This is a genomic window from Micromonospora sp. WMMB235, assembly GCF_001855515.1.
GTDB lineage: Bacteria > Actinomycetota > Actinomycetes > Mycobacteriales > Micromonosporaceae > Micromonospora > Micromonospora aurantiaca.
On sequence record NZ_MDRX01000001.1, the window covers coordinates 4,897,173 to 4,915,900 of the forward strand.

Here is an 18,728-nt window from a genome sequence, read left to right on the forward strand (position 1 = left end):
CGTGACACGAACTCCTTGGTCACCGCCGTCGGCGGGGGTGGCCGGGTGGGGGAGGTGGGGCTCGCCCGGGTGGGGGATCGGGTGAGACCGGTGGGTAACCGGTGATGTGCGGTGAGTGCCAGAAAACCGCCCTCAAGGACTTGACGGCAGGAACCGGACGGCGCAAGATGCTTCGTGCGGGAGGGCATCCGCCGGAGACTTTTCAAGTTCTTGCGACCCAACGCCGGAGGCGTTGTGCGGACGTCCCTCCCGACCAACGTCCGAAGAGGCCAGCGGAAAACCGCTGGCCTCTTCGCTGTGTCCGGCGCACCCTCGGTGGCATGACGCTCACGGTGACGCCGCTGGATCCGACCGACCGGCAGACGCTCGACGCGGTCTACCGGATCGCCTGCGGCGCGCAGGCCGTCGACGAGCCGGACCTGCCCGACCTCTGCCGGCGGCGGTTCGAGGCGCCGCTGCGGCACCCGATGCCCGGCATCGACACGCGCTGGCTGGTGGCCCGGTTGGACGGGCAGCCCGTCGGCTGGCTCCGGCTCTACCTGCACACGATCGACAACACCGAGAACGCGAGCGTCGAGCTGACCGTGGACCCGGCGTGCCGGCGGCAGGGCATCGGGCGCACGCTGCACGACCACGGCGTCCGGCTGCTGCGGGAGCACGGCGGCAAACGACTGGTCGGCGCTACCGTCGCCGCGCTGCCCGACGAGGAGGGGCGGGTCTTCCCCGGTGCCGCGTTCGCCGCCGCCGTGGGCGCCAAGCCGGCGCTGGCCGACGTCCGCCGCCGCCTCGACGTGGCCGGGCTCGACCGTGACCGGCTCGCCGCGCTGCTGGCCGACGCGCGCGCCGCGGCGACCGGCTACCGGCCGGTGCGGTGGCGCGACCACACGCCCGAGGAGTACGTCGCGGACGTCGCCTACCTGGAGGGCCGGCTGCTGCTCGACGCGCCGATGGGCGAGCTGGACTGGGAGCCGGAGCAGATGGACGCCGCGCGGGTGCGGGACGCGGAGCGGGCACTGGACGCCCGGGGCGTACGCCGGTACAACACCGGCGCGGTGCACGAGGCGACCGGCCGCCTGGTCGGGTGGACCCAGCTCAGCCTGGACGCGAGCAGCACCGACCACGCCTGGCAGCAGATCACCCTCGTCGACCCCGGCCACCGCGGCCACCGGCTGGGCCTGCTCTGCAAGGCCGGGAACCTGGAGTACGCGCTGGCGCACGAACCGGCGTTGCGGGCCGTCGACACCTGGAACGCGGCCGTGAACCGCCACATGATCGCGATCAACGAGCAACTCGGGTTCCGCCCCGCCGCCGGTTCGGTCGACTGGCAGTTGACGATCTGAGTTGTGACACGCCCCTACTGATCTGGTGCCTTTCTGTTGCATGATGGCGGGCATGACGGAGACCCCGCACCCCCTGTACGACAGGCACCGCGAGACCCTCGACCGGGCGCTGACCGCCATCGCGGAGCGCGGGTACTGGTCGGCCTATCCCGAGTCGCCCAGCCCCCGGGTGTACGGCGAGACCGCCGCCGCCGACGGCAAGGCCGCCTTCGAGGCGTACCTGGGCGGGGACTTCCCGCTCGACCAGGCCGGTGACGGCACCACGGTGGCCACCGAGGCCAGCCCGTTCGGGGTGGCGCTGGACGTGCGCTACCCGCACGCGGGCGCCGACCAGCTGGTGTCCGCCGCGAGCGCCGCGCTGCCCGCCTGGCGCGACGCGGGCCCGCAGGCCCGGGCCGGTGTCTGCCTGGAGATCCTGGACCGGCTGCACCGCAACGTGTTCGAGCTGGCCAACGCGGTGCAGTTCACCAGCGGCCAGGCGTTCGTGATGGCGTTCCAGGCCGGTGGCGCGCACGCGCTGGACCGCGCGCTGGAGGCGGTCGCCTACGCGTACGCCGAGATGACCCGCCACCCGGGGACGGCCGGCTGGGAGAAGGCCGCCGGCAAGGGCGACCCGCTGCGGATGACCAAGACGTTCCACGTGGTGCCGCGCGGGGTCGCGCTGGTCATCGGCTGCAACACGTTCCCGACCTGGAACTCGTACCCCGGTCTGTTCGCCTCGCTCGCCACCGGCAACCCGGTCGTGGTGAAGCCGCACCCGCGCGCGGTGCTGCCGCTGGCGATCACCGTCAGGTACGCCCGCCAGGTGCTCGCCGAGGCCGGCTTCGACCCGAACCTGGTGCAGCTCGCCCCCGAGACCGACGGCGAGAAGCTCGCCACCACGCTGGCCCTGCACCCGGCCGTGAAGATCGTCGACTTCACCGGCTCCACCGAGTACGGCGACTGGCTGGAGGCGAACGCCCGGCAGGCCGCCGTCTACACCGAGAAGGCCGGCCTGAACACGGTGGTGATCGACTCCACCGACGACTTCGCCGGGCTCTGCCGCAACCTCGGTTTCACGCTGACGCTGTACAGCGGCCAGATGTGCACCACCTCGCAGAACCTGCTGATCCCGCGGGACGGCATCGAGACCGACCAGGGTCACAAGAGCTTCGACGAGGTGGCGGCCGGGATCGCCGGCGCGGTCGCCAAGCTGACCGCCGACCCGGCCCGGGGCGTCGAGCTGACCGGCGCGATCGTCAACGACGGCGTGCTGGAGCGGCTGGAGGAGGTCACCAAGGTCGGCGAGCCGGTGCTGGAGTCGCGCACCGTCGAGCACCCGTCCTTCCCCGGCGCGGTGGTGCGTACGCCGACTGTGGTGAAGCTCGACGCGTCCGACACCGCCACCTACTCGCGGGAGTGGTTCGGGCCGATCTCGTTCGCCATCGCCACCGACTCCACCGAGCACAGCCTGCGCATCCTGCGCGAGACGGTGGGGGAGAAGGGCGCGCTGACCGCGGGCGTCTACTCCACGAACGAGGCGGTGCTGGACGCGGCCGAGGCGGCGGCGATCGACGCCGGGGTGCACCTGTCCTGCAACCTGACCGGCGGGGTGTTCGTCAACCAGTCGGCGGCGTTCTCCGACTTCCACGGTTCGGGCGCGAACGCGGCGGCCAACTCGGCGCTGACCGACGGCGCGTACGTGGCAAACCGGTTCCGCATCGTGCAGAGCCGCCGGCACGTCTGAAAGGAGGGGCCCCTTCTTAACGCCTCCGGTAGAGGAGGGGCCCCTTATTAACGCCGCGCCGGCTCAGGCCGGGCGGCGCATCTGCAGCTCGTGCAGACCGGCGATCCGGGGGTGCGGCACGCGTACGCCGGTGTCCACGAAGCCCAGCTTCTGATAGGCCCGGTAGGCGCGGTCGTTGCCGACCACCACCTCCATCATCAGCTCGGGCCGTCCGCAGGCGCGCGACCAGGCAGCCACCTCGTCGACGAGCGCCGCCAGCAGGCCGCTGCCCCGCCGGGCCGGCGTCACGTAGACCGCGTAGACGAGCGTCAGGCCCGGCTCGTCCGGCGCGGCGATGCCGCCGGCGTGGCCGACCAGACGGCCGCCCGGGTCGGCCACGAACTGCGCGGTGTGGTCGCCCCGGGAGACGGCCGCGACCCGGGCCGCGAACTCCGCGTGCGGCCGGGCGGCGGCCTCGGCCACCGTCTCCAGGAAGGCCAGCGGGGAGTCGGCCAGCATCTCCAGCCGGAGCGCCCGCATCCGGCCGGCGTCCTCCGGCCGGACCCGGCGGACGGTGGTCGTGGTGCTCACGCTGGTCATGCCGCATGCATACCGGACGGCCCGCGACGGGTGTGCGACAGGCCCGGGTACGCCCCGGAATATGCCCGATTTGTGGTCGTGCGCCGTCGTCACGCCTCGTGTAGCGTGCGATTTCGGTCACCGAATTCAGCGTCGCCGATCGCTGGACCGGTGCGCCACCGGTGCCGGTCCGCCGGTTTCCGGGTGTTGGAACGCCGCGCAGAGTGAGGAAGTGCACCGTGGCACAGGGCACCGTGAAGTGGTTCAACGCCGAAAAGGGCTACGGCTTCATCGCCGTCGACGGCGGGCAGGACGTCTTCGTCCACTTCTCCGCGATCGAGATGGACGGCTACAAGGCGCTCGACGACGGCCAGCGCGTCGAGTTCGAGATCGCGCAGGGGCAGAAGGGTCCGCAGGCCGAGCGGGTCCGCGTCATCGCCTGACCTGCGGCGGGCGGTGCTCCCGCGACCGGACCCCGGCCCGGGGGCTGCGTTGCGGCCGACCACCATGGAAGATCATGAGCCGTTCCAGCCGTAGTCGCTGAGGAGGGCCCATGTCCGATCTGCCCCCGTCGGGTTCCACCGAGCCGGCGGCGTCCGGCCCTCCGGCCGACCCGACCGCGCCCCCGCCGCCTGCCGCCGAGCCGGCACCGGGACCGTCGGGGACCACCGGAGGGGCCACGCCCGCCTCCGGCGCGTCCGGCGCCGACCCGTGGGCCGGTCATACCGGCCCCGTGCCGATCGTCCCGGCCGAGCCGGGGTACGACACCTCGCAGCCCGGCGCCCCGTTCCCGGCCAACCCGCCCGGATGGACCGCGCCGGATGACACCTCACCCGGCCACACCTCGCAGGGCTGGACCGTGCCGCCGGGCACTCCTCCGCAGGGCTGGAACGCGCCGGGCACTCCTCCGCACGGTTGGAACGCGCCGCCGGGCACCCCGCCGCCGGGATGGGGTGGTCCGGCGTACCCGGGCTATCCGATGCCCGGTGCGGCCTACCCGGTCCCCGGTGCGGCGTACCCGGTGCCGGCCGGTCCCGGGGCGTACGCCGGCTGGTTCCCGGGCATCGACCCGCAGGATCCGCTCGTCAACCCGCCGCACGCGGGCATCGGTCCCTGGTTCGCCCGCTGCACCGCCGCGCTGCGGCGCGGCTGGCGGCAACTGCTGCCCATCGTGCTGCTCACCCAGGTCGTCCCGGCGGCGGTGATCGGCGTCCTCACGCTCGTCTTCAGCCCCGAGGGCGAGATGGCGACCGCCCCGGACGGTGCGCCGGTGCTGCCGGCCGGCTTCTGGGGGCAGATGTTCGCCTTCTACGGCGTGCTCCTGTCCGCCGGGCTGGTGTTCGGCCTGCTCCAGGCGGCGGGCTGGGCCGCCGGCACCTGGGTGGTCGCCCGCCAGGCGGCCGGCGAACCGACCGGACTCGGCGCCGCCTTCCGGTACGGGCTGCGCCGTGCCCTCGGCCTGTGGGGCTGGACGCTCCTGGTCTCGCTGCTGGTCATGATCGGCAGTTGCTTCTGCCTGCTGCCTGGCCTCTACGCCGCGTTCGCGCTGGCCCTGTTCGGTCCGGTCTACCTGTTCGAGCGGCGGGAGCCGATCGGGCGGGCGTGGCGGTTGTTCCACAGCCGGTTCGGCATGGTGCTGGGCCGGGTCGCGCTGGTGATGGCTGTCCTCCTCGCGGCGACGGTGCTGGACGCGGTCGTGGGCGGGATCAGCGGGGCGGTGTTCGGCGTCGAGCCGATGAAGGCCGTCGGCACCGCGATCGGCGCCGTGGCGCTCGCCGTGTTCGGCGCCCTGCTGGCTGCACCGGCCTACCTGGCGCAGCAGGTCGGGCTGGTCGTCACGTACGCCGAACAGCGGGCTCAGGAAGGCCCGGTGAACGCGGCCCGGCTGGCGGCGGAACTCGGCTGAGCGGGGCTGTCGTGCTTGCACTCGGCTAGGGAGAGTGCTAAACAAGTCATTGGCACTCGCGTACGGTGAGTGCCAGAAGGTCGGGGCGGTAGGGCCACGGCCGCGCCGGTGTCCGAAGGGACGCCGGAGCGGTACGAGGCCGGTCGTCGCGGGCTGTCCGGCCCGACCGAGGAGACGTCGTCGTCGCCAGGTGGCGACGTCCCCAAGGTGCGTACACCAGACGGCCCATCCGGGCATCCGGGTGGCCCGTGAGTGTCCAGGAGGACAACGCCGTATGGCCAAGATGATCGCGTTCGACGAAGAGGCGCGCCGCGGCCTCGAGCGGGGCATGAACCAGCTCGCCGACGCCGTGAAGGTGACCCTCGGCCCCAAGGGCCGCAACGTCGTGCTCGAGAAGAAGTGGGGTGCCCCCACCATCACCAACGATGGTGTGAGCATCGCCAAGGAGATCGAGCTCGAGGACCCGTACGAGAAGATCGGCGCCGAGCTGGTCAAGGAGGTCGCGAAGAAGACCGACGACGTCGCCGGTGACGGCACGACGACGGCGACCGTCCTGGCCCAGGCCCTGGTCCGTGAGGGTCTGCGCAACGTGGCCGCCGGCGCCAACCCGATGGCCCTGAAGCGGGGCATCGAGGCCGCCGTGGCCAGCGTCTCGGAGGAGCTGCTCAAGCTCGCCAAGGACGTGGAGACCAAGGAGCAGATCGCCTCCACCGCCTCCATCTCCGCCGCCGACCCCAGCGTCGGCGAGATCATCGCCGAGGCGATGGACAAGGTGGGCAAGGAAGGTGTCATCACCGTCGAGGAGAGCAACACCTTCGGCCTGGAGCTCGAGCTCACCGAGGGCATGCGCTTCGACAAGGGCTACATCTCCGCCTACTTCATGACCGACCCGGAGCGTATGGAGGCCGTCTTCGACGACCCGTACATCCTGATCGTCAACAGCAAGATCTCGTCGGTGAAGGACCTGCTCCCGATCCTGGAGAAGGTCATGCAGTCGGGCAAGCCGCTGCTGATCATCGCCGAGGACCTGGAGGGCGAGGCCCTCGCCACCCTGGTGGTCAACAAGGTCCGTGGCACCTTCAAGTCGGTCGCCGTCAAGGCGCCGGGCTTCGGTGACCGCCGCAAGGCCATGCTGACCGACATCGCCATCCTCACCGGTGGCCAGGTCATCAGCGAGGAGGTCGGCCTCAAGCTGGACGCGACCGGCCTCGAGATGCTGGGCCGCGCCCGCAAGGTCGTGGTGACCAAGGACGAGACCACCATCGTCGACGGTGCCGGCGACGCCGAGCAGATCCAGGGCCGGGTGAACCAGATCCGGGCCGAGATCGACAAGAGCGACTCCGACTACGACCGGGAGAAGCTGCAGGAGCGTCTGGCCAAGCTGGCCGGCGGTGTTGCGGTGATCAAGGTCGGCGCGGCCACCGAGGTCGAGCTGAAGGAGCGCAAGCACCGCATCGAGGACGCCGTCCGCAACGCGAAGGCCGCCGTCGAGGAGGGCATCGTCCCGGGTGGTGGCGTCGCGCTGGTGCAGGCCGGCAAGACCGCCTTCGACAAGCTGGACCTGGCCGGCGACGAGGCGACCGGCGCGCAGATCGTCAAGATCGCGCTGGACGCCCCGCTGCGGCAGATCGCCGTCAACGCCGGTATGGAGGGTGGCGTCGTCGTCGAGCGGGTCCGCAACCTCGACCCGGGTCACGGCCTCAACGCCGCGACCGGCGAGTACGTGGACCTGCTGGCCGCGGGCATCATCGACCCGGCCAAGGTGACGCGTTCCGCGCTGCAGAACGCCGCCTCGATCGCCGCGCTGTTCCTCACCACCGAGGCCGTCGTGGCGGACAAGCCGGAGAAGACCCCGGCCGCCCCGGCGGGCCCGGGTGGCGGGGAGATGGACTTCTGAGTCCAGCTCCACCCAGTACGCCGAAGGGGGCGGGCCGCGTCAGCGGTCCGCCCCCTTTCCGCGTATCCGGCTCAGGTGGGCAGCCGGCGCTGGTTGCGCCGCTTGTGCGCCCTGTCGTACGGCGGTGGCGGCCGCCTCGGCTCGTCCACCGGCTGCCGTGGCTCCTCCACCGGTGGTGCGTCTGCGCCGGTCAGCTCGGCGAGCTGCTCGGCGTCGCCGACGTCGAGCCGGTCGAACGGGAGCTGGCCGGGAAGCTCGTCGGCCGGGCGCCGGGCCGCCGCCGGATCCTCGGCCCGTTCGTCATTCGTGGTCATGCACCGCCTCCTCTGCTCCGACCGTAGAGCCCGGTCGATGGCGAAGGAGGCTGAATGGCACTATTGACGTCTATGCCCCTTTGATGGCTTTCCGGTAGAGGAAGAACACCCGCTCGATCCGGGCGCCCGCCGCGTTCGAGTAGAACGGCACCGGCCCCACCCAGCCGATCTGCGCCGCGGTGATCCCGGCCGCCGCCTGGTCGCGCAGGCACCGGCGCAGCAGCACGCCGCCGATCCCGGAGCCCTCCGCCGCCGGTGCGGTGCCCATCGGCCCGAACCAGCTCGGCCGCGCCGAACCGTACGCGGCGAACCCGAGGATCTCGCCGTCCCGCTCGGCGAGGTGCACACCCGCGTCCGGCCGTCCCACCGAACCGGCCAGCTCACCGTCCCAGGCGCCGCCGAACGTGGACCTGGCGAACGCGGCGAGCGCCGGCAGGTCGTCGGAGGCGGCACGGCGTACCGTCACGCCCCGCCCGGCCAGCCGCTGCTCGGCGGCCTCGGTGGGGCGCAGCGCCGCCGACCCCTCGGACAGCTCGGCGGTCATGTTCCAGGCGGTACGGTCCTGCCGGTAGCCGAGCCGCTGCGCGGCGCAGACCGCCGGGGTGTAGCGCACGTCGACGCCCGGCCAGGCGTAGTGCGGCGGGTTGCCGGCGAGCAGCACCTCGGCCGCGCCGAGCGCGCCGAGCCGGCTCTCCGCCTCGGTCAGCAGCGCCCCGCCCACGCCCTGGCGGCGCTCAGTGGGCGCGACAGCGACCAGGTCGACGTGGCCGAGGCGCGGATCGGCCGCCGACAGCGACCCGACGAGTACGCCGACCAGCGCGCCGTCGCGTACCGCACCGAGGCGCAGCACCGGGCGGTCGGCTGCGGCCCGCTCCGCCACGGTGACCACCACGGCTGACGCCTCGGCCGCATCCTCCGGCAGATCGAACGACAGCCGGCACAGCTCGACCACCTCGGGCAGCCGGTCCCGGCCCAGCTCGATGATCTCCACGTCCATGGACGCCGACCCTAGGGCATCGGCAGACCAATGGACAGGGTTGTTAACCGGTCGCCACCGACCGGGCCGCGCGGACCGCCGCGTACGCGTCGACGAGCCCGGCGCCGGAGACGTCCTGCGTTCCACCGCAGGCGTCGGCGGGCTGGGTGACCGGCTGCGCGGTGTCGCGCAGGATCGCCCGGGTCCGCTCCAGGTCTCCGACCAGTGCCGGGTTCGCCGACCACATCAGCGCCACCACGCCCGCGACCTGTGGCGTGGCCATCGAGGTGCCGTCCAGGGTGGCGTACCCGCCGTCCGGCATCGCGGACAGCACCGCGGCGCCCGGGGCGACCAGGTCCGGCTTGGCCCGACCGTCCGGCGCCGGGCCGCGGCTGGAGAACTCGGTGACGCGCCGCTGCCGGTCCACCGCCCCGACGGTCAGCACGTCCGGGTACGGCGCGGGCGCATCGTTGATCGAGCCGCACGACGGGCCGGTGTTCCCGGCCGCGGCCACCACCAGGATGCCGGCCGCGGTCAGCGCGGCGGTCGCCGGTCGCAGCGCCCCCGGGTCGCACCCCTCCACCGGCGGGCAGCCCCACGAGTTGGTGAGCACGTCCGGGGCGCGTGAGGGACGGCCGTCGGTGAGCGGGTTCCCGCCCTCGGGGAACGGGGCCAGCATGAACTGGAGGCAGTCGAGGTAGCGGGCCGGGCTGCCCATGTTGCGCTCCAGGTTGACGCAGCCGACCCAGCTCGCACCCGGCGCCACGCCGATCCCGTCCCGGCCCACCGCGCTGCCGAGCGTGTGCGTCCCGTGGCCACCCCGGTCGGCCGGGGCGCTGCGGCCCTCCCACGGGTCGTACCACGAGTCGTCGCCGCCCCGGAAGCCGCCCGCGAGCGCCGGGTGCCGGCCGTCCACCCCGGAGTCGGAGCTGCCGACCACCACGCCGGACCCGGTGACGCCCAGGTCCGACCAGACCCGGTCCGCGCCGATCAGCGAGACGTTCCAGGCCGGGCCGGCCGGCGCCGGGGCGTCGCCGCGCGCCTGCGGGGCGAGCGCGGGCAGCGGGCGCAGGCGCTGGCTCACCAGCACCCGGGCCACCTCGGGACGACTCGACAGCCAGGCCCGCACCGCCGGCCCGCCGTCCGTCTCGATCGCGTTCACCAGGTAGTACGGCGTCGGGTTCAGCCGCATCCCGGCCAGCGTGCGGCGCAGGTCGCCCTGCGTGCGGTCGGCTGTCGCCACCAGCCGCCGGTAGACCTCGGTCGCCCGGACGTCCCGCCCGGCCCGGCCCGGCGTCCCGGCCGGCAGGCCGGTCAGATCGGCCTGCTCGCGCAGCACCACCAGCAGCCGCTCGCCGTACAGTCCGGGCCGGCCGGGGACCACGTACACCACGGCGACGGCGGCGAGCAGCGCGGCGGCGACCAGCGCGGCCGGACCGCGCCGGGGCGCGCGGGTGCGGGACCGGGCGAGCAGCACGCCGTACCCGACTGCGAGCAGGACCGCGACGGCGAACGCCACGCCGGTGCCCACCGCGACCCAGAACGGCGCGTCGCGGGTGGCGGACAGCAGGAGGCTGATCTCCTCCGGGTCGGTGAACGCCAGCGGCCCCAGCAGGGCGAGCCCGACCAGCCGGCGCACCGGCGCGGGCCCGGCCGAACGACCCGCGTGGCGGGCCGCCGCCTCCAGCGCGGCCAGCACGAAACCGAGCGGCGGCAGCAGCACCAGCGCCGGCAACTGCACGCCCGACTGCCCGGCGCCGGCCGCGAGCGGCGTCAACGCGACACCCGCGACCAGACCGCCGACGAGCACCAGCCGGACCGGACCCGGCCCGAACGCGGCCCAGAAACCGGCGCCGAGCAGTGCCCCGGCGAGCGCGCCCAGCGCGGCGGCGGCCAGGCCGGCGAGCAGCGTCTCCAGCGCTCCGCCGAGCGCGCCCACCCAGGCCCACGGCAGGAGTACGGCCAGCCCGGCCGCGATCGCCAGCAGCGACACCGACCCGAACCGGCCCTCCGGGGCCGCGTCCACCACCACCGGTGGCCGGACCCGGCCGAGACGGACGGCGACGAGCGCGAGCGCCGCGGCGGTCACCGCGAGCGCGGCCAGGTACGCCTCGTGGTGCACCGGCGGCACCGTCCGCAGCAGCGTGGTCGCGCCGAGCGCGACCACGGCGGCGGTCCAGGCCCGGCCGGTCGCCCGCAGCGCGGGGGAGCGGGGCGCGAGCGCGAGCGCCAGCGCCGGGGCGCCGGCCAGCAGCACCGTGGCCACCGCGACCACCGGCCAGGCCGCCACCGGCCGGTCCGCGCCGATGACCAGCGCCACCTGGTCGACCAGCCAGCCGGTGATCTGGCCCGGCACGGTGACCAGCACGATCCACACCCCGGTCGCCACCGCCGCCACGACCGGCCACGGACCGGTCTCGCGCGGTGGCGGCGGTACGGGGGCGAGCGGCGGACCGGTCAGCATGGTCATCACGGTACGGCCGGGCCGTGTCGCCGCGCGCCCGGGACGGTTACCGTTGACTGGTGCGTGACCCGAGTGTGTCCCGATCCACGGCCGGCCGGCTGTCCGCCGAGCGCCGCGCCGACGACCTGCGCCGCCTCCGGGCCGAGCGGTTCGACGTGCTGGTCATCGGCGGTGGCGTCACCGGAGCGGGCGCCGCGCTCGACGCCGCCTCCCGAGGGCTGAAGGTCGCCCTGGTGGAGGCGCGCGACTACGCCGCCGGCACGTCCAGCCGGTCCAGCAAGCTGATCCACGGCGGCCTGCGCTACCTGGAGCAGCTGGAGTTCCACCTGGTCCACGAGGCGCTGACCGAGCGCGGTCTGCTCGCCACCCGGCTCGCGCCGCACCTGGTCCGGCCCGTGCCGATCCTGGTGCCGCTGCCCGCCGAGGGCGGCGCGGGCGACCTGCCCCGGCGGTTCTTCCGCCGCTCCTACTACGGCCTCGGCGTGGCCGCGTACGACGCGTTCGCCGGGATCTTCGGCGGCGGTCGCGGCATGCCGCTGCACCGGCACCTCACCCGCGAGGGCACCCGCCGGATCTTCCCCAGCCTCCGGCCGGACAAGCTGGCCGGCGCGATCCGCTACTACGACGGCCAGGTCGACGACGCCCGCCTGGTGGTGACGCTGGCGCGTACCGCGGCGAGCCTCGGCGCGACTGTGGTGACGAGCGCCCGCGCGGTCGGCCTGACCCGGCAGGCCCGGGAGGTCACCGGCGTGCGGGTCCGCGACCTGGAGGCGCCCGCCGGTTCGCCGGACGCCGAGTTCGAGGTACGCGCCCGCACCGTGATCGCCGCCACCGGCGTGTGGAGCGACGACATGTCGCGGATGCTCAACGACGTCGGGCTGCGCCCGAAGCTGCGGGTCCGGGCCTCCAAGGGGGTGCACCTCGTGGTGCCCCGCTCGGCGATCGTCGGCGAGACCGGCCTGATCCTGCGTACCGCGACGAGCGTGCTGTTCGTCATCCCCTGGGGCGGGCACTGGATCATCGGCACCACCGACACGGACTGGCAACTCGACAGGTCCCACCCGGCCGCGACCGCGAGCGACATCGACTACCTGCTGTCGCAGGTCAACATGGTGCTGGACCGGCCGCTGACCACCGCCGACATCGAGGGCGTCTACGCCGGGCTGCGCCCGCTGCTGGCCGGCGAGGCGGACTCCACCTCCAAGCTGTCCCGCGAGCACGCCGTGGTGGAGCCGATGCTCGGCCTGCTGCTGGTCGCGGGCGGGAAGTACACCACCTACCGGGTGATGGCCTCCGACGTGGTCGACCGCGCGATGCACCGGCTCGGCCGGACCCGCTCCTCGCGTACCGCCGACCTGCCGCTGCTCGGCGCCGACGGGTACGCCGCCATGTGGCGGGACCGGGCCGACCTGGCCCGCCGGCACGGGGTGGCGGTCGGCGTGGTCGAGCACCTGCTGGAGCGCTACGGCAGCCTCACGCTGGAACTGCTCGCCCTGGTCGACGCCGATCCGCTGCTCGGCTCGCCGCTCGCGGGCGCGCCGGAATACCTGGCCGCCGAGGTGACGTACGCCGCCCGCGCCGAGGGCGCGCTGCACCTGGAGGACGTGCTCACCCGGCGTACCCGGATCTCGATCGAGACCAGCCACCGCGGCCTGGAGTCGGCGGAGCACGCCGCGGAGCTGATGGGTGCGGTGCTCGGCTGGGACGCGGCGACCCGGGACCGGGAGGTCGCCCACTACCGGGCGCGGGTGCTGGCCGAGCGGGAGTCGCAGCTCATGCCGGACGACATCGCTGCCGACGCGGCCCGCCTCGGCGCGCCCGACGTCCGCGGATTCGAGGCCGACCGGGGCACCGACGGTCCGGGCGTTGAACTTCCGGCCTCCCCCAGGTAGGGGATCCCCTACCCGGGCCGCTCGGCCGGTAGTGCGCGCTACCTACGGAAGTGTAGGTTTCCCCGCGTGGTTCGCCCATCCTGGTCGCGCGTCCCCGCTCTGTCCGCCGTCGTCCTGCTTGCGGCCGCTCTGACCGGCTGCTCCTTCGGACGGGCCGAGGGCGCCACCGCACCCGGGGCGGCGGGCACGGCCGGCCCGACACCGGACGGCAGACGCGTCTCCCTGGTGCAGCGGCTCGGTGACGGCCCGGTCCGCAACCTCGACGTGGACCCGTCCGGCCGCTGGCAGTGCCGCGACTGCGCCGGTGACGGCGTGGACGCCACCGGCACGCTCAGCCTGGAGCAGACCACGCGGCTCCAGCGGATGCTCGCGGACCCGGCGATCGCGAAGGAGACCGACCAGGCCCGCAGCTACAAGCAGGGCTGCATCGGAGTGCTGACGTCGACGCTGCTCGTGCCGCCGGACCTGACAGTCACCATCCAGGACTGCCCGGGCGAGCCGAAGCCGAAGGTGGCCTACGACGTGCTGCTGCTCGTCACCCAGGCCACGCCGGCCGAGGACAAGGGCTAGAAGACCTTGCCGGGGTTGAGCAGGCCGGCCGGGTCCAGCGCCGCCTTGATCGCCTGGTGCACGCGTACGCCCACCGGCCCGATCTCGCGGGCCAGCCAGTCCCGCTTGAGCAGCCCGACGCCGTGCTCCCCGGTGCAGGTGCCGCCCAGTTCCAGCCCCAGCCGCATGATCTCGTCGAAGGCCCGCCGTCCCCGGGCCAGGCTCGCCGGATCGGCCCGGTCGACCACGATGTTCGGGTGCATGTTGCCGTCGCCCGCGTGACCGACCACCCCGATCGGCACCCGGCACGCCTCGGCGATCCGGGCCACCCCGTCGAGCAGCTCCGCGAGCCGGCCGCGCGGCACCGCCACGTCGTCGATGACCAGGCCGCCGTTGCCGCCCGGGAACGTCTCCGCCGCGAACCGCTCCATCGCCGGATGGGCCAGCCGCCGCGCCTGGAGCAGGGCCGCCGCCTCGGTCGCGTCGGTGGCCGCGTAGACCTCGTCGGCACCCGCCGCCGTGCACACCTCGGCCAGCCGGGCCAGGTCGTCGGCGGCACGCGGGCCGGTGTCCACCGCCGCGAGCAGCAGCGCCTCGGCATCGGTGCGCAGACCCATCGGCCGGTACGCCTCGATCGCCCGCAGATGCGTCCGGTCCAGCAGTTCCAGCAGGCTCGGGGTGAGTCCCCGCTCGGCGATCCCGGCGACCGCGCCACCTGCCGTCGCCACAGTGGGAAAGACCGCGACCAGGGTCAGTGACTCCTCCGGGGCCGGGCGCAACGCCACAGTCACCTCGGTGATCACGCCGAGCGTGCCCTCCGAGCCGACGAAGAGGCGGGTCAGGTCGTACCCGGCGACCCCCTTGGCGGTACGCCGCCCGGTCCGCAGCACCTCGCCGGAGGCGAGCACCACCTCCAGGCCCAGCACGTACTCGCTGGTCACGCCGTACTTCACGCAGCACATGCCACCGGCGTTCGTGGCCACGTTGCCGCCGATGGTGGACGACTCCCACGAGCCGGGGTCCGGCGGATACCAGAGGCCGTGCTCCCGTACCGCACGGGCGAGCGCCGCGTTCACCACGCCCGGCTGCACCACGGCGATCCGGCCGACCGGGTCGATCTCCCGCACCGCGTCCATCGCCACGGTGCTCACCACCACCGCGCCGGCGACCGCGTTCGCCGCGCCGGCCAGCCCGGTCCGCGCACCCTGCGGCACCACCGGTACGCCGTGCCGCCCGGCCGCCCGGACCACAGCCACCACCTCATCCGTGCCGCGGGGGCGCACCACCGCCAGCGGGGTGCCCGAGTCGCACAGGTCGGCCTCGTCGCGCTCGTGCCCGGCCAGCAGATCCGGGTCGGTCAGCACGGCGGCGTCGCCGAGCGCGGCCCGCAGGTCGTCGAGGAGGGGATGGGCGGCCATGCCGGGAAGGCTACCGGCGTACCGTCTGTTGCCGTGCTCTACCTGGACCCGCCCGCCGTGCCCTGGCGCGGCCGGCTCTGGTCGCACCTGATCAGCGACGTCTCGTACGCCGAACTGCACGCGTTCGCCGAGATGCTCGGCGCGCCCCGGCGCGGCTTCGACCGCGACCACTACGACGTGCCGGCCGAGCGGTTCCGGGCGGCGGTCTGGCTGGGCGCCACGGTCGTGCCGTCGCGGGAGATCGTCCGCCTGCTGCGGGACTCCGGTCTGCGCCGCCCGAAGCACCGCGTCTCAGGTGAGCGCGGCCAGCTCCCGGGACAGATTGGCCCGGGCCGGGGCCTCCCAGCGGGCGTGCGGCTCGGGTAGGCGGTAGAGCGCCGGCAGGGCGAGCAGGTGCCGCAGCACCGCGGCCCGGCCGGTGCGGAAGTCCGGATCGGGCACGTGCGCGTACTCGGCGCGGATCGCCGCGGCGTACCTGTCGTAGCGCGCCGGCGGGGCGGCGAGCACCGCCAGGTCCGCGTCGCACAGCAGCGCGCCGTCCGGGTCGTCCGGCCCGACCGCGTGGCCGACGGTGAGCAGCACCAGGCGGCGTACCCCGGTCACCGTCGCGGCCGGGAGCCCGGCGGCGGCCAGCAGCTCGCCGGCCAGGTCGGCGCTGGCCCGCTCGTTGGCGTCGCCCGCCGCGCGCGGGTCGTAGACGGCGTCGTGGCACCACGCCGCCAGCCGGACCAGGTCGGGGTCGCGGGCCAGATCGGCGTACGCGTCGACCACGTCGAGCACCGCCCGCAGGTGCTCCTCGTCGTGGTAGCGCCGGTGCGGCTCCCGCCAGCCCGCCAGCAGCCGGGCACCGGCCCGGTCGGCTCCCGCCGGATCGGTCGCGCCCGCCGCCCGTGCCGTTTCCCGCCAGCGTGCCGTCAGGTCGTCCATCGGGTGCAGTCTGCCCCACTCCGGCCCGGTCGGAGGGATTCAGCCGGAGCGGTACGGGTAGTACCGGCCATGGCCCGGGAAGGACGACTGCGGTTCCTGCGTCGTGGCAACCTGCGTGAAGGGCTGGCGGACCGTGACGGGCAGCGGATCGCCTCCGCGATGGAGGAACTGCGGCACCGGGGCAAGGCGACGCTGCACGACCGGCTGCACCGGGTCCGTACCGCGTTCGGCCTCGCCGTGCAGGCCGGGCTCGCCGCCGGCCTGGCGTACCTGATCTCGCACCGGCTGCTGAAGAACCCGCAGCCGGTCTTCGCCCCGATCTCCGCTGTCGGCACGCTCGCCGCCTCGGTGGGGCAGCGGTTCCGGCGCACCGTCGAGCTGATCGTCGGGGTCGCGGTGGGCGTGCTCGTCGGCGACGCGCTCATCTACTTCGTCGGCACCGGCGCCTGGCAGCTCGCGCTCGTGGTGACCTCGGCGATCCTGCTGAGCATCTTCGCCGGGGCGAGCGTGGCCATCGTGATCCAGGCCGCGGCCACCGCGGTGCTGATCGTGACGCTCAGCCCGTCCACCGAGAACCTGGAGTTCCCCCGCTTCATCGACGCGTTGCTCGGTGGCGGCATCGCGCTGCTGGTCACCGCCATCCTGCTGCCGCTCAACCCGCTACGGGTGATCAACCGGGCCGCCCGGCCCGCGCTGGACCTGCTCGCCGGCCAGCTCGACGCCTGCGCCGACGCGGTGCGCAGCCGGGACCGGGACGCGGCCCAGCAGGCGCTGTTCCGCCTGCGGGAGAACAAGGAGGAACTGGCCGCCCTCTCCGAGGCGATCGAGGGCGCGAAGGAGACCAGCACGCTGTCCCCGGCTCGCTGGCACCGGCGCAGCGAGCTGACCCACTACGCCGAGGCGGCCGACCCGATCGACCGGGCCATGCGCAACACCGGCACGCTGATCCGCCGCGCGGTCACCATGATCGAGGACTCCGAACCGGTCCCCGAGCCGATGCCGGACGCGATCGGTCACCTGGCCGAGTCGGTGCGCCTGCTCCGCCAGGAGTTCGCCGCCGGGCAGGAGCCGCAGGAGGCCCGCGAGCGGTCGCTGCGCGCGGTGAGCGAGGCCGGGCGGGCGTACGCCGAGGGGGTCGGCTTCTCCGGCAGCGTGGTGATCGCCCAGGTGCGTACCACGGCGAGCGACCTGATGGTGGCCTCCGGGATCGAACAGGAGGAGGCGAACCGGCTGGTGCGGCAGGCGTTCGGCGAGAACCGCCAGGGCGAACCCGCAGCCCGGAACCCCGCCGCTCATCCCCCCACAGCCCCACCCGTCGGCTGACCCCCGCCCGGTCGCGCTCCCGCCCTGGCTCCCGCGCTCCCGCCCTGGCGCCCTGCCGCGTTGATCAAGGAGTTACCGGACTCCGAGGAGATCAACTAGTGCACAAACTCCTTGATCACCGCTCGAGGTGCGGTGGGGAGAGGGCTAGGGGAGGTGGGTCAGGGCGGTCAGGAGGGTGTCTACCTCCGGCTCTGTGGTGCCCAAGCCGAGGCTGGCGCGCAGGGCGGTCGGGGGCAGGTCGGTGCGGCCGGTACGGGCGGCGGCCTCGGCCAGCAGACGCCGGGTCAGCGGGTGCGCGCAGAACAGGCCGTCGCGTACCCCGATCCGGTGCCGGCTCGCCAGGTGGGCGGCCACCTCGGCGGAGTCCCGTCCGGCGACCACGAAGCTGACGATGCCCACCCGGGGCGCTTCGGGGGAGAACACGCGCAGCTCCACCACGTCCGGCAGCGCGGCCAGGCCGGTACGCAGCCGGGCCAGCAGCGCCTGTTCCCGGGCGTGCAGCGCGTTCCGGTCGGCCGCGCCGAGCGCCTCGCAGACAGCGGCGAGCGCCACCGCACCCAGCAGGTTCGGGGTGCCGGCCTCGTGCCGGGCCGGGCCGGCCGTCCAGCGCACCTCGTGCGTCGCGGCGCCGACGTGGCTGGTGGCGCCGCCTCCGGCCAGGTACGGCGGGGCCGCGTCCAGCCAGTCCGCGCGCCCGGCCAGCACGCCCGCGCCGAACGGGGCGTACAGCTTGTGCCCGGACAGGGCCACATAGTCCACGTCCAGCGCGGTCAGGTCGACCGGGGCGTGCGGGGCGAGCTGCGCGGCGTCGACCAGGATGCGGGCGCCGTGCCGGTGGGCCACCCGAGCCAGCTCGGCGACCGGCCAGCACTCGCCGGTGACGTTGCCGGCGCCGGTGACCGCGACCAGCACGGGCAGGCCGGGCCGGGCGTCGCGGGCGAGTTCGCCGAGCGCCGCCGCGAGGGACCGGACCGCTCCGGCCGGGCTGTCCGGGACCGGCAGCCGTACCGAGCCGCGCGGCCAGGGCAGCAGGTTGGCGTGGTGCTCGGCGCCGAACGTGATCACGGTGGTGCCGGCGGGCAACGCCCGGGCCAGCAGGTTCAGCGCGTCGGTGGTGTTCCGGGTGAAGATCACGTGGTCGTCGGGGCGGGCGCCGAGGAAGTCGCCGACCGTCTGCCGGGCCCGCTCGTACGCCAGTGTGCAGCGTCGCGACAGCGCGCCCGCGCCGCGGTGCACGCTCGCGTACCAGGGAAGAAGCCCGGCCACCGCGTCGGCCGCGGCCCGCGCGCACGGCGCGCTGGCGGCGTGGTCCAGGTTGATCTCCCCCGGTACGCCGAGCACGCCGAGCGGGTCGGGCCGGACCGGCGCGGGCAGCACGGGCAGTGAGGGTACGAGGGTGACGGTCATGCCGGAGCCTCCCGGGTCACAGGACCCCAGG

The 18,728-nt window shown here is 74.4% G+C and carries 16 protein-coding genes; 9 read left to right on the plus strand and 7 right to left on the minus strand.

From position 1 onward, the window contains the following. Positions 1 to 320 precede the first annotated feature (320 nt). Together BFV98_RS21555 and paaN are read left to right on the plus strand one after the other, a co-directional pair. Complete coding sequence (locus BFV98_RS21555; RefSeq protein WP_071097599.1) at positions 321 to 1,340, plus strand: GNAT family N-acetyltransferase; 1,020 nt, start codon at positions 321 to 323, stop codon at positions 1,338 to 1,340. Between the two features lie 52 nt (positions 1,341 to 1,392). Further along, positions 1,393 to 3,066: a phenylacetic acid degradation protein PaaN gene (gene paaN / locus BFV98_RS21560; RefSeq protein WP_176921714.1), complete on the plus strand. Its 1,674-nt coding sequence runs from the start codon at positions 1,393 to 1,395 to the stop codon at positions 3,064 to 3,066. 63 nt (positions 3,067 to 3,129) lie between these two features. Here paaN and BFV98_RS21565 read toward each other — a convergent pair whose 3' ends face one another. Continuing rightward, positions 3,130 to 3,645, minus strand: coding sequence for a GNAT family N-acetyltransferase (locus BFV98_RS21565; protein ID WP_013288856.1), 516 nt, complete (start codon positions 3,643 to 3,645; stop codon positions 3,130 to 3,132). Positions 3,646 to 3,863: 218 nt separating this feature from the next. On the opposite strand from BFV98_RS21565, the gene BFV98_RS21570 reads away from it, so the two are divergent. From BFV98_RS21570 to groL, 3 genes are all read left to right on the plus strand, one after another. Next, positions 3,864 to 4,067 (plus strand): cold-shock protein, encoded by a 204-nt coding sequence (locus tag BFV98_RS21570; protein ID WP_013288855.1) that lies wholly within the window; start codon positions 3,864 to 3,866, stop codon positions 4,065 to 4,067. Positions 4,068 to 4,177: 110 nt separating this feature from the next. After that, complete coding sequence (locus tag BFV98_RS21575) at positions 4,178 to 5,530, plus strand: hypothetical protein (RefSeq protein WP_071097601.1); 1,353 nt, start codon at positions 4,178 to 4,180, stop codon at positions 5,528 to 5,530. A gap of 274 nt (positions 5,531 to 5,804) precedes the next feature. Then, positions 5,805 to 7,427 (plus strand): chaperonin GroEL, encoded by a 1,623-nt coding sequence (groL, locus tag BFV98_RS21580; RefSeq protein WP_013288853.1) that lies wholly within the window; start codon positions 5,805 to 5,807, stop codon positions 7,425 to 7,427. A 71-nt stretch (positions 7,428 to 7,498) separates the two neighbouring features. Here the strand turns inward: groL and BFV98_RS21585 are convergent, their stop codons facing one another. From BFV98_RS21585 to BFV98_RS21595, 3 genes are all read right to left on the minus strand, one after another. Beyond that, entirely contained in the window at positions 7,499 to 7,741 is a 243-nt protein-coding gene (locus tag BFV98_RS21585; RefSeq protein WP_013288852.1) for a hypothetical protein, read from the minus strand. A 70-nt stretch (positions 7,742 to 7,811) separates the two neighbouring features. Beyond that, positions 7,812 to 8,738 (minus strand): GNAT family N-acetyltransferase, encoded by a 927-nt coding sequence (locus BFV98_RS21590; RefSeq protein WP_013288851.1) that lies wholly within the window; start codon positions 8,736 to 8,738, stop codon positions 7,812 to 7,814. A 43-nt stretch (positions 8,739 to 8,781) separates the two neighbouring features. Next, complete coding sequence (locus tag BFV98_RS21595; protein WP_071097603.1) at positions 8,782 to 11,187, minus strand: S8 family serine peptidase; 2,406 nt, start codon at positions 11,185 to 11,187, stop codon at positions 8,782 to 8,784. Between the two features lie 68 nt (positions 11,188 to 11,255). Between BFV98_RS21595 and BFV98_RS21600 the strand changes: the two genes are divergently transcribed. Both BFV98_RS21600 and BFV98_RS21605 read left to right on the plus strand, forming a co-directional pair. Beyond that, entirely contained in the window at positions 11,256 to 13,073 is a 1,818-nt protein-coding gene (locus tag BFV98_RS21600; protein WP_030272120.1) for a glycerol-3-phosphate dehydrogenase/oxidase, read from the plus strand. 66 nt (positions 13,074 to 13,139) lie between these two features. Next, entirely contained in the window at positions 13,140 to 13,643 is a 504-nt protein-coding gene (locus tag BFV98_RS21605; protein WP_013288848.1) for a hypothetical protein, read from the plus strand. Here BFV98_RS21605 and BFV98_RS21610 read toward each other — a convergent pair. Next, positions 13,640 to 15,040, minus strand: a complete 1,401-nt coding sequence (locus BFV98_RS21610) for an FAD-binding oxidoreductase (RefSeq protein ID WP_013288847.1) — start codon at positions 15,038 to 15,040, stop codon at positions 13,640 to 13,642. The two genes, BFV98_RS21605 and BFV98_RS21610, sit on opposite strands and share 4 nt — an antisense overlap. Before the next feature lie 33 nt (positions 15,041 to 15,073). On the opposite strand from BFV98_RS21610, the gene BFV98_RS21615 reads away from it, so the two are divergent. Then, on the plus strand, positions 15,074 to 15,406 hold the full coding sequence (locus BFV98_RS21615) for a DUF4031 domain-containing protein (protein ID WP_030272127.1): 333 nt from the start codon (positions 15,074 to 15,076) through the stop codon (positions 15,404 to 15,406). On the opposite strand, the gene BFV98_RS21620 is transcribed toward BFV98_RS21615, so the two are convergent. After that, positions 15,332 to 15,967 (minus strand): metal-dependent phosphohydrolase, encoded by a 636-nt coding sequence (locus BFV98_RS21620; protein WP_071097605.1) that lies wholly within the window; start codon positions 15,965 to 15,967, stop codon positions 15,332 to 15,334. The genes BFV98_RS21615 and BFV98_RS21620 overlap by 75 nt on opposite strands. Before the next feature lie 69 nt (positions 15,968 to 16,036). On the opposite strand from BFV98_RS21620, the gene BFV98_RS21625 reads away from it, so the two are divergent. Further along, complete coding sequence (locus BFV98_RS21625; RefSeq protein WP_013288844.1) at positions 16,037 to 17,290, plus strand: aromatic acid exporter family protein; 1,254 nt, start codon at positions 16,037 to 16,039, stop codon at positions 17,288 to 17,290. Between the two features lie 144 nt (positions 17,291 to 17,434). Here the strand turns inward: BFV98_RS21625 and BFV98_RS21630 are convergent, their stop codons facing one another. Continuing rightward, a complete protein-coding gene (locus BFV98_RS21630; protein ID WP_071097606.1) occupies positions 17,435 to 18,697 on the minus strand; it encodes an aminotransferase class V-fold PLP-dependent enzyme in 1,263 nt (420 codons plus the stop codon). Positions 18,698 to 18,728 lie beyond the last annotated feature (31 nt).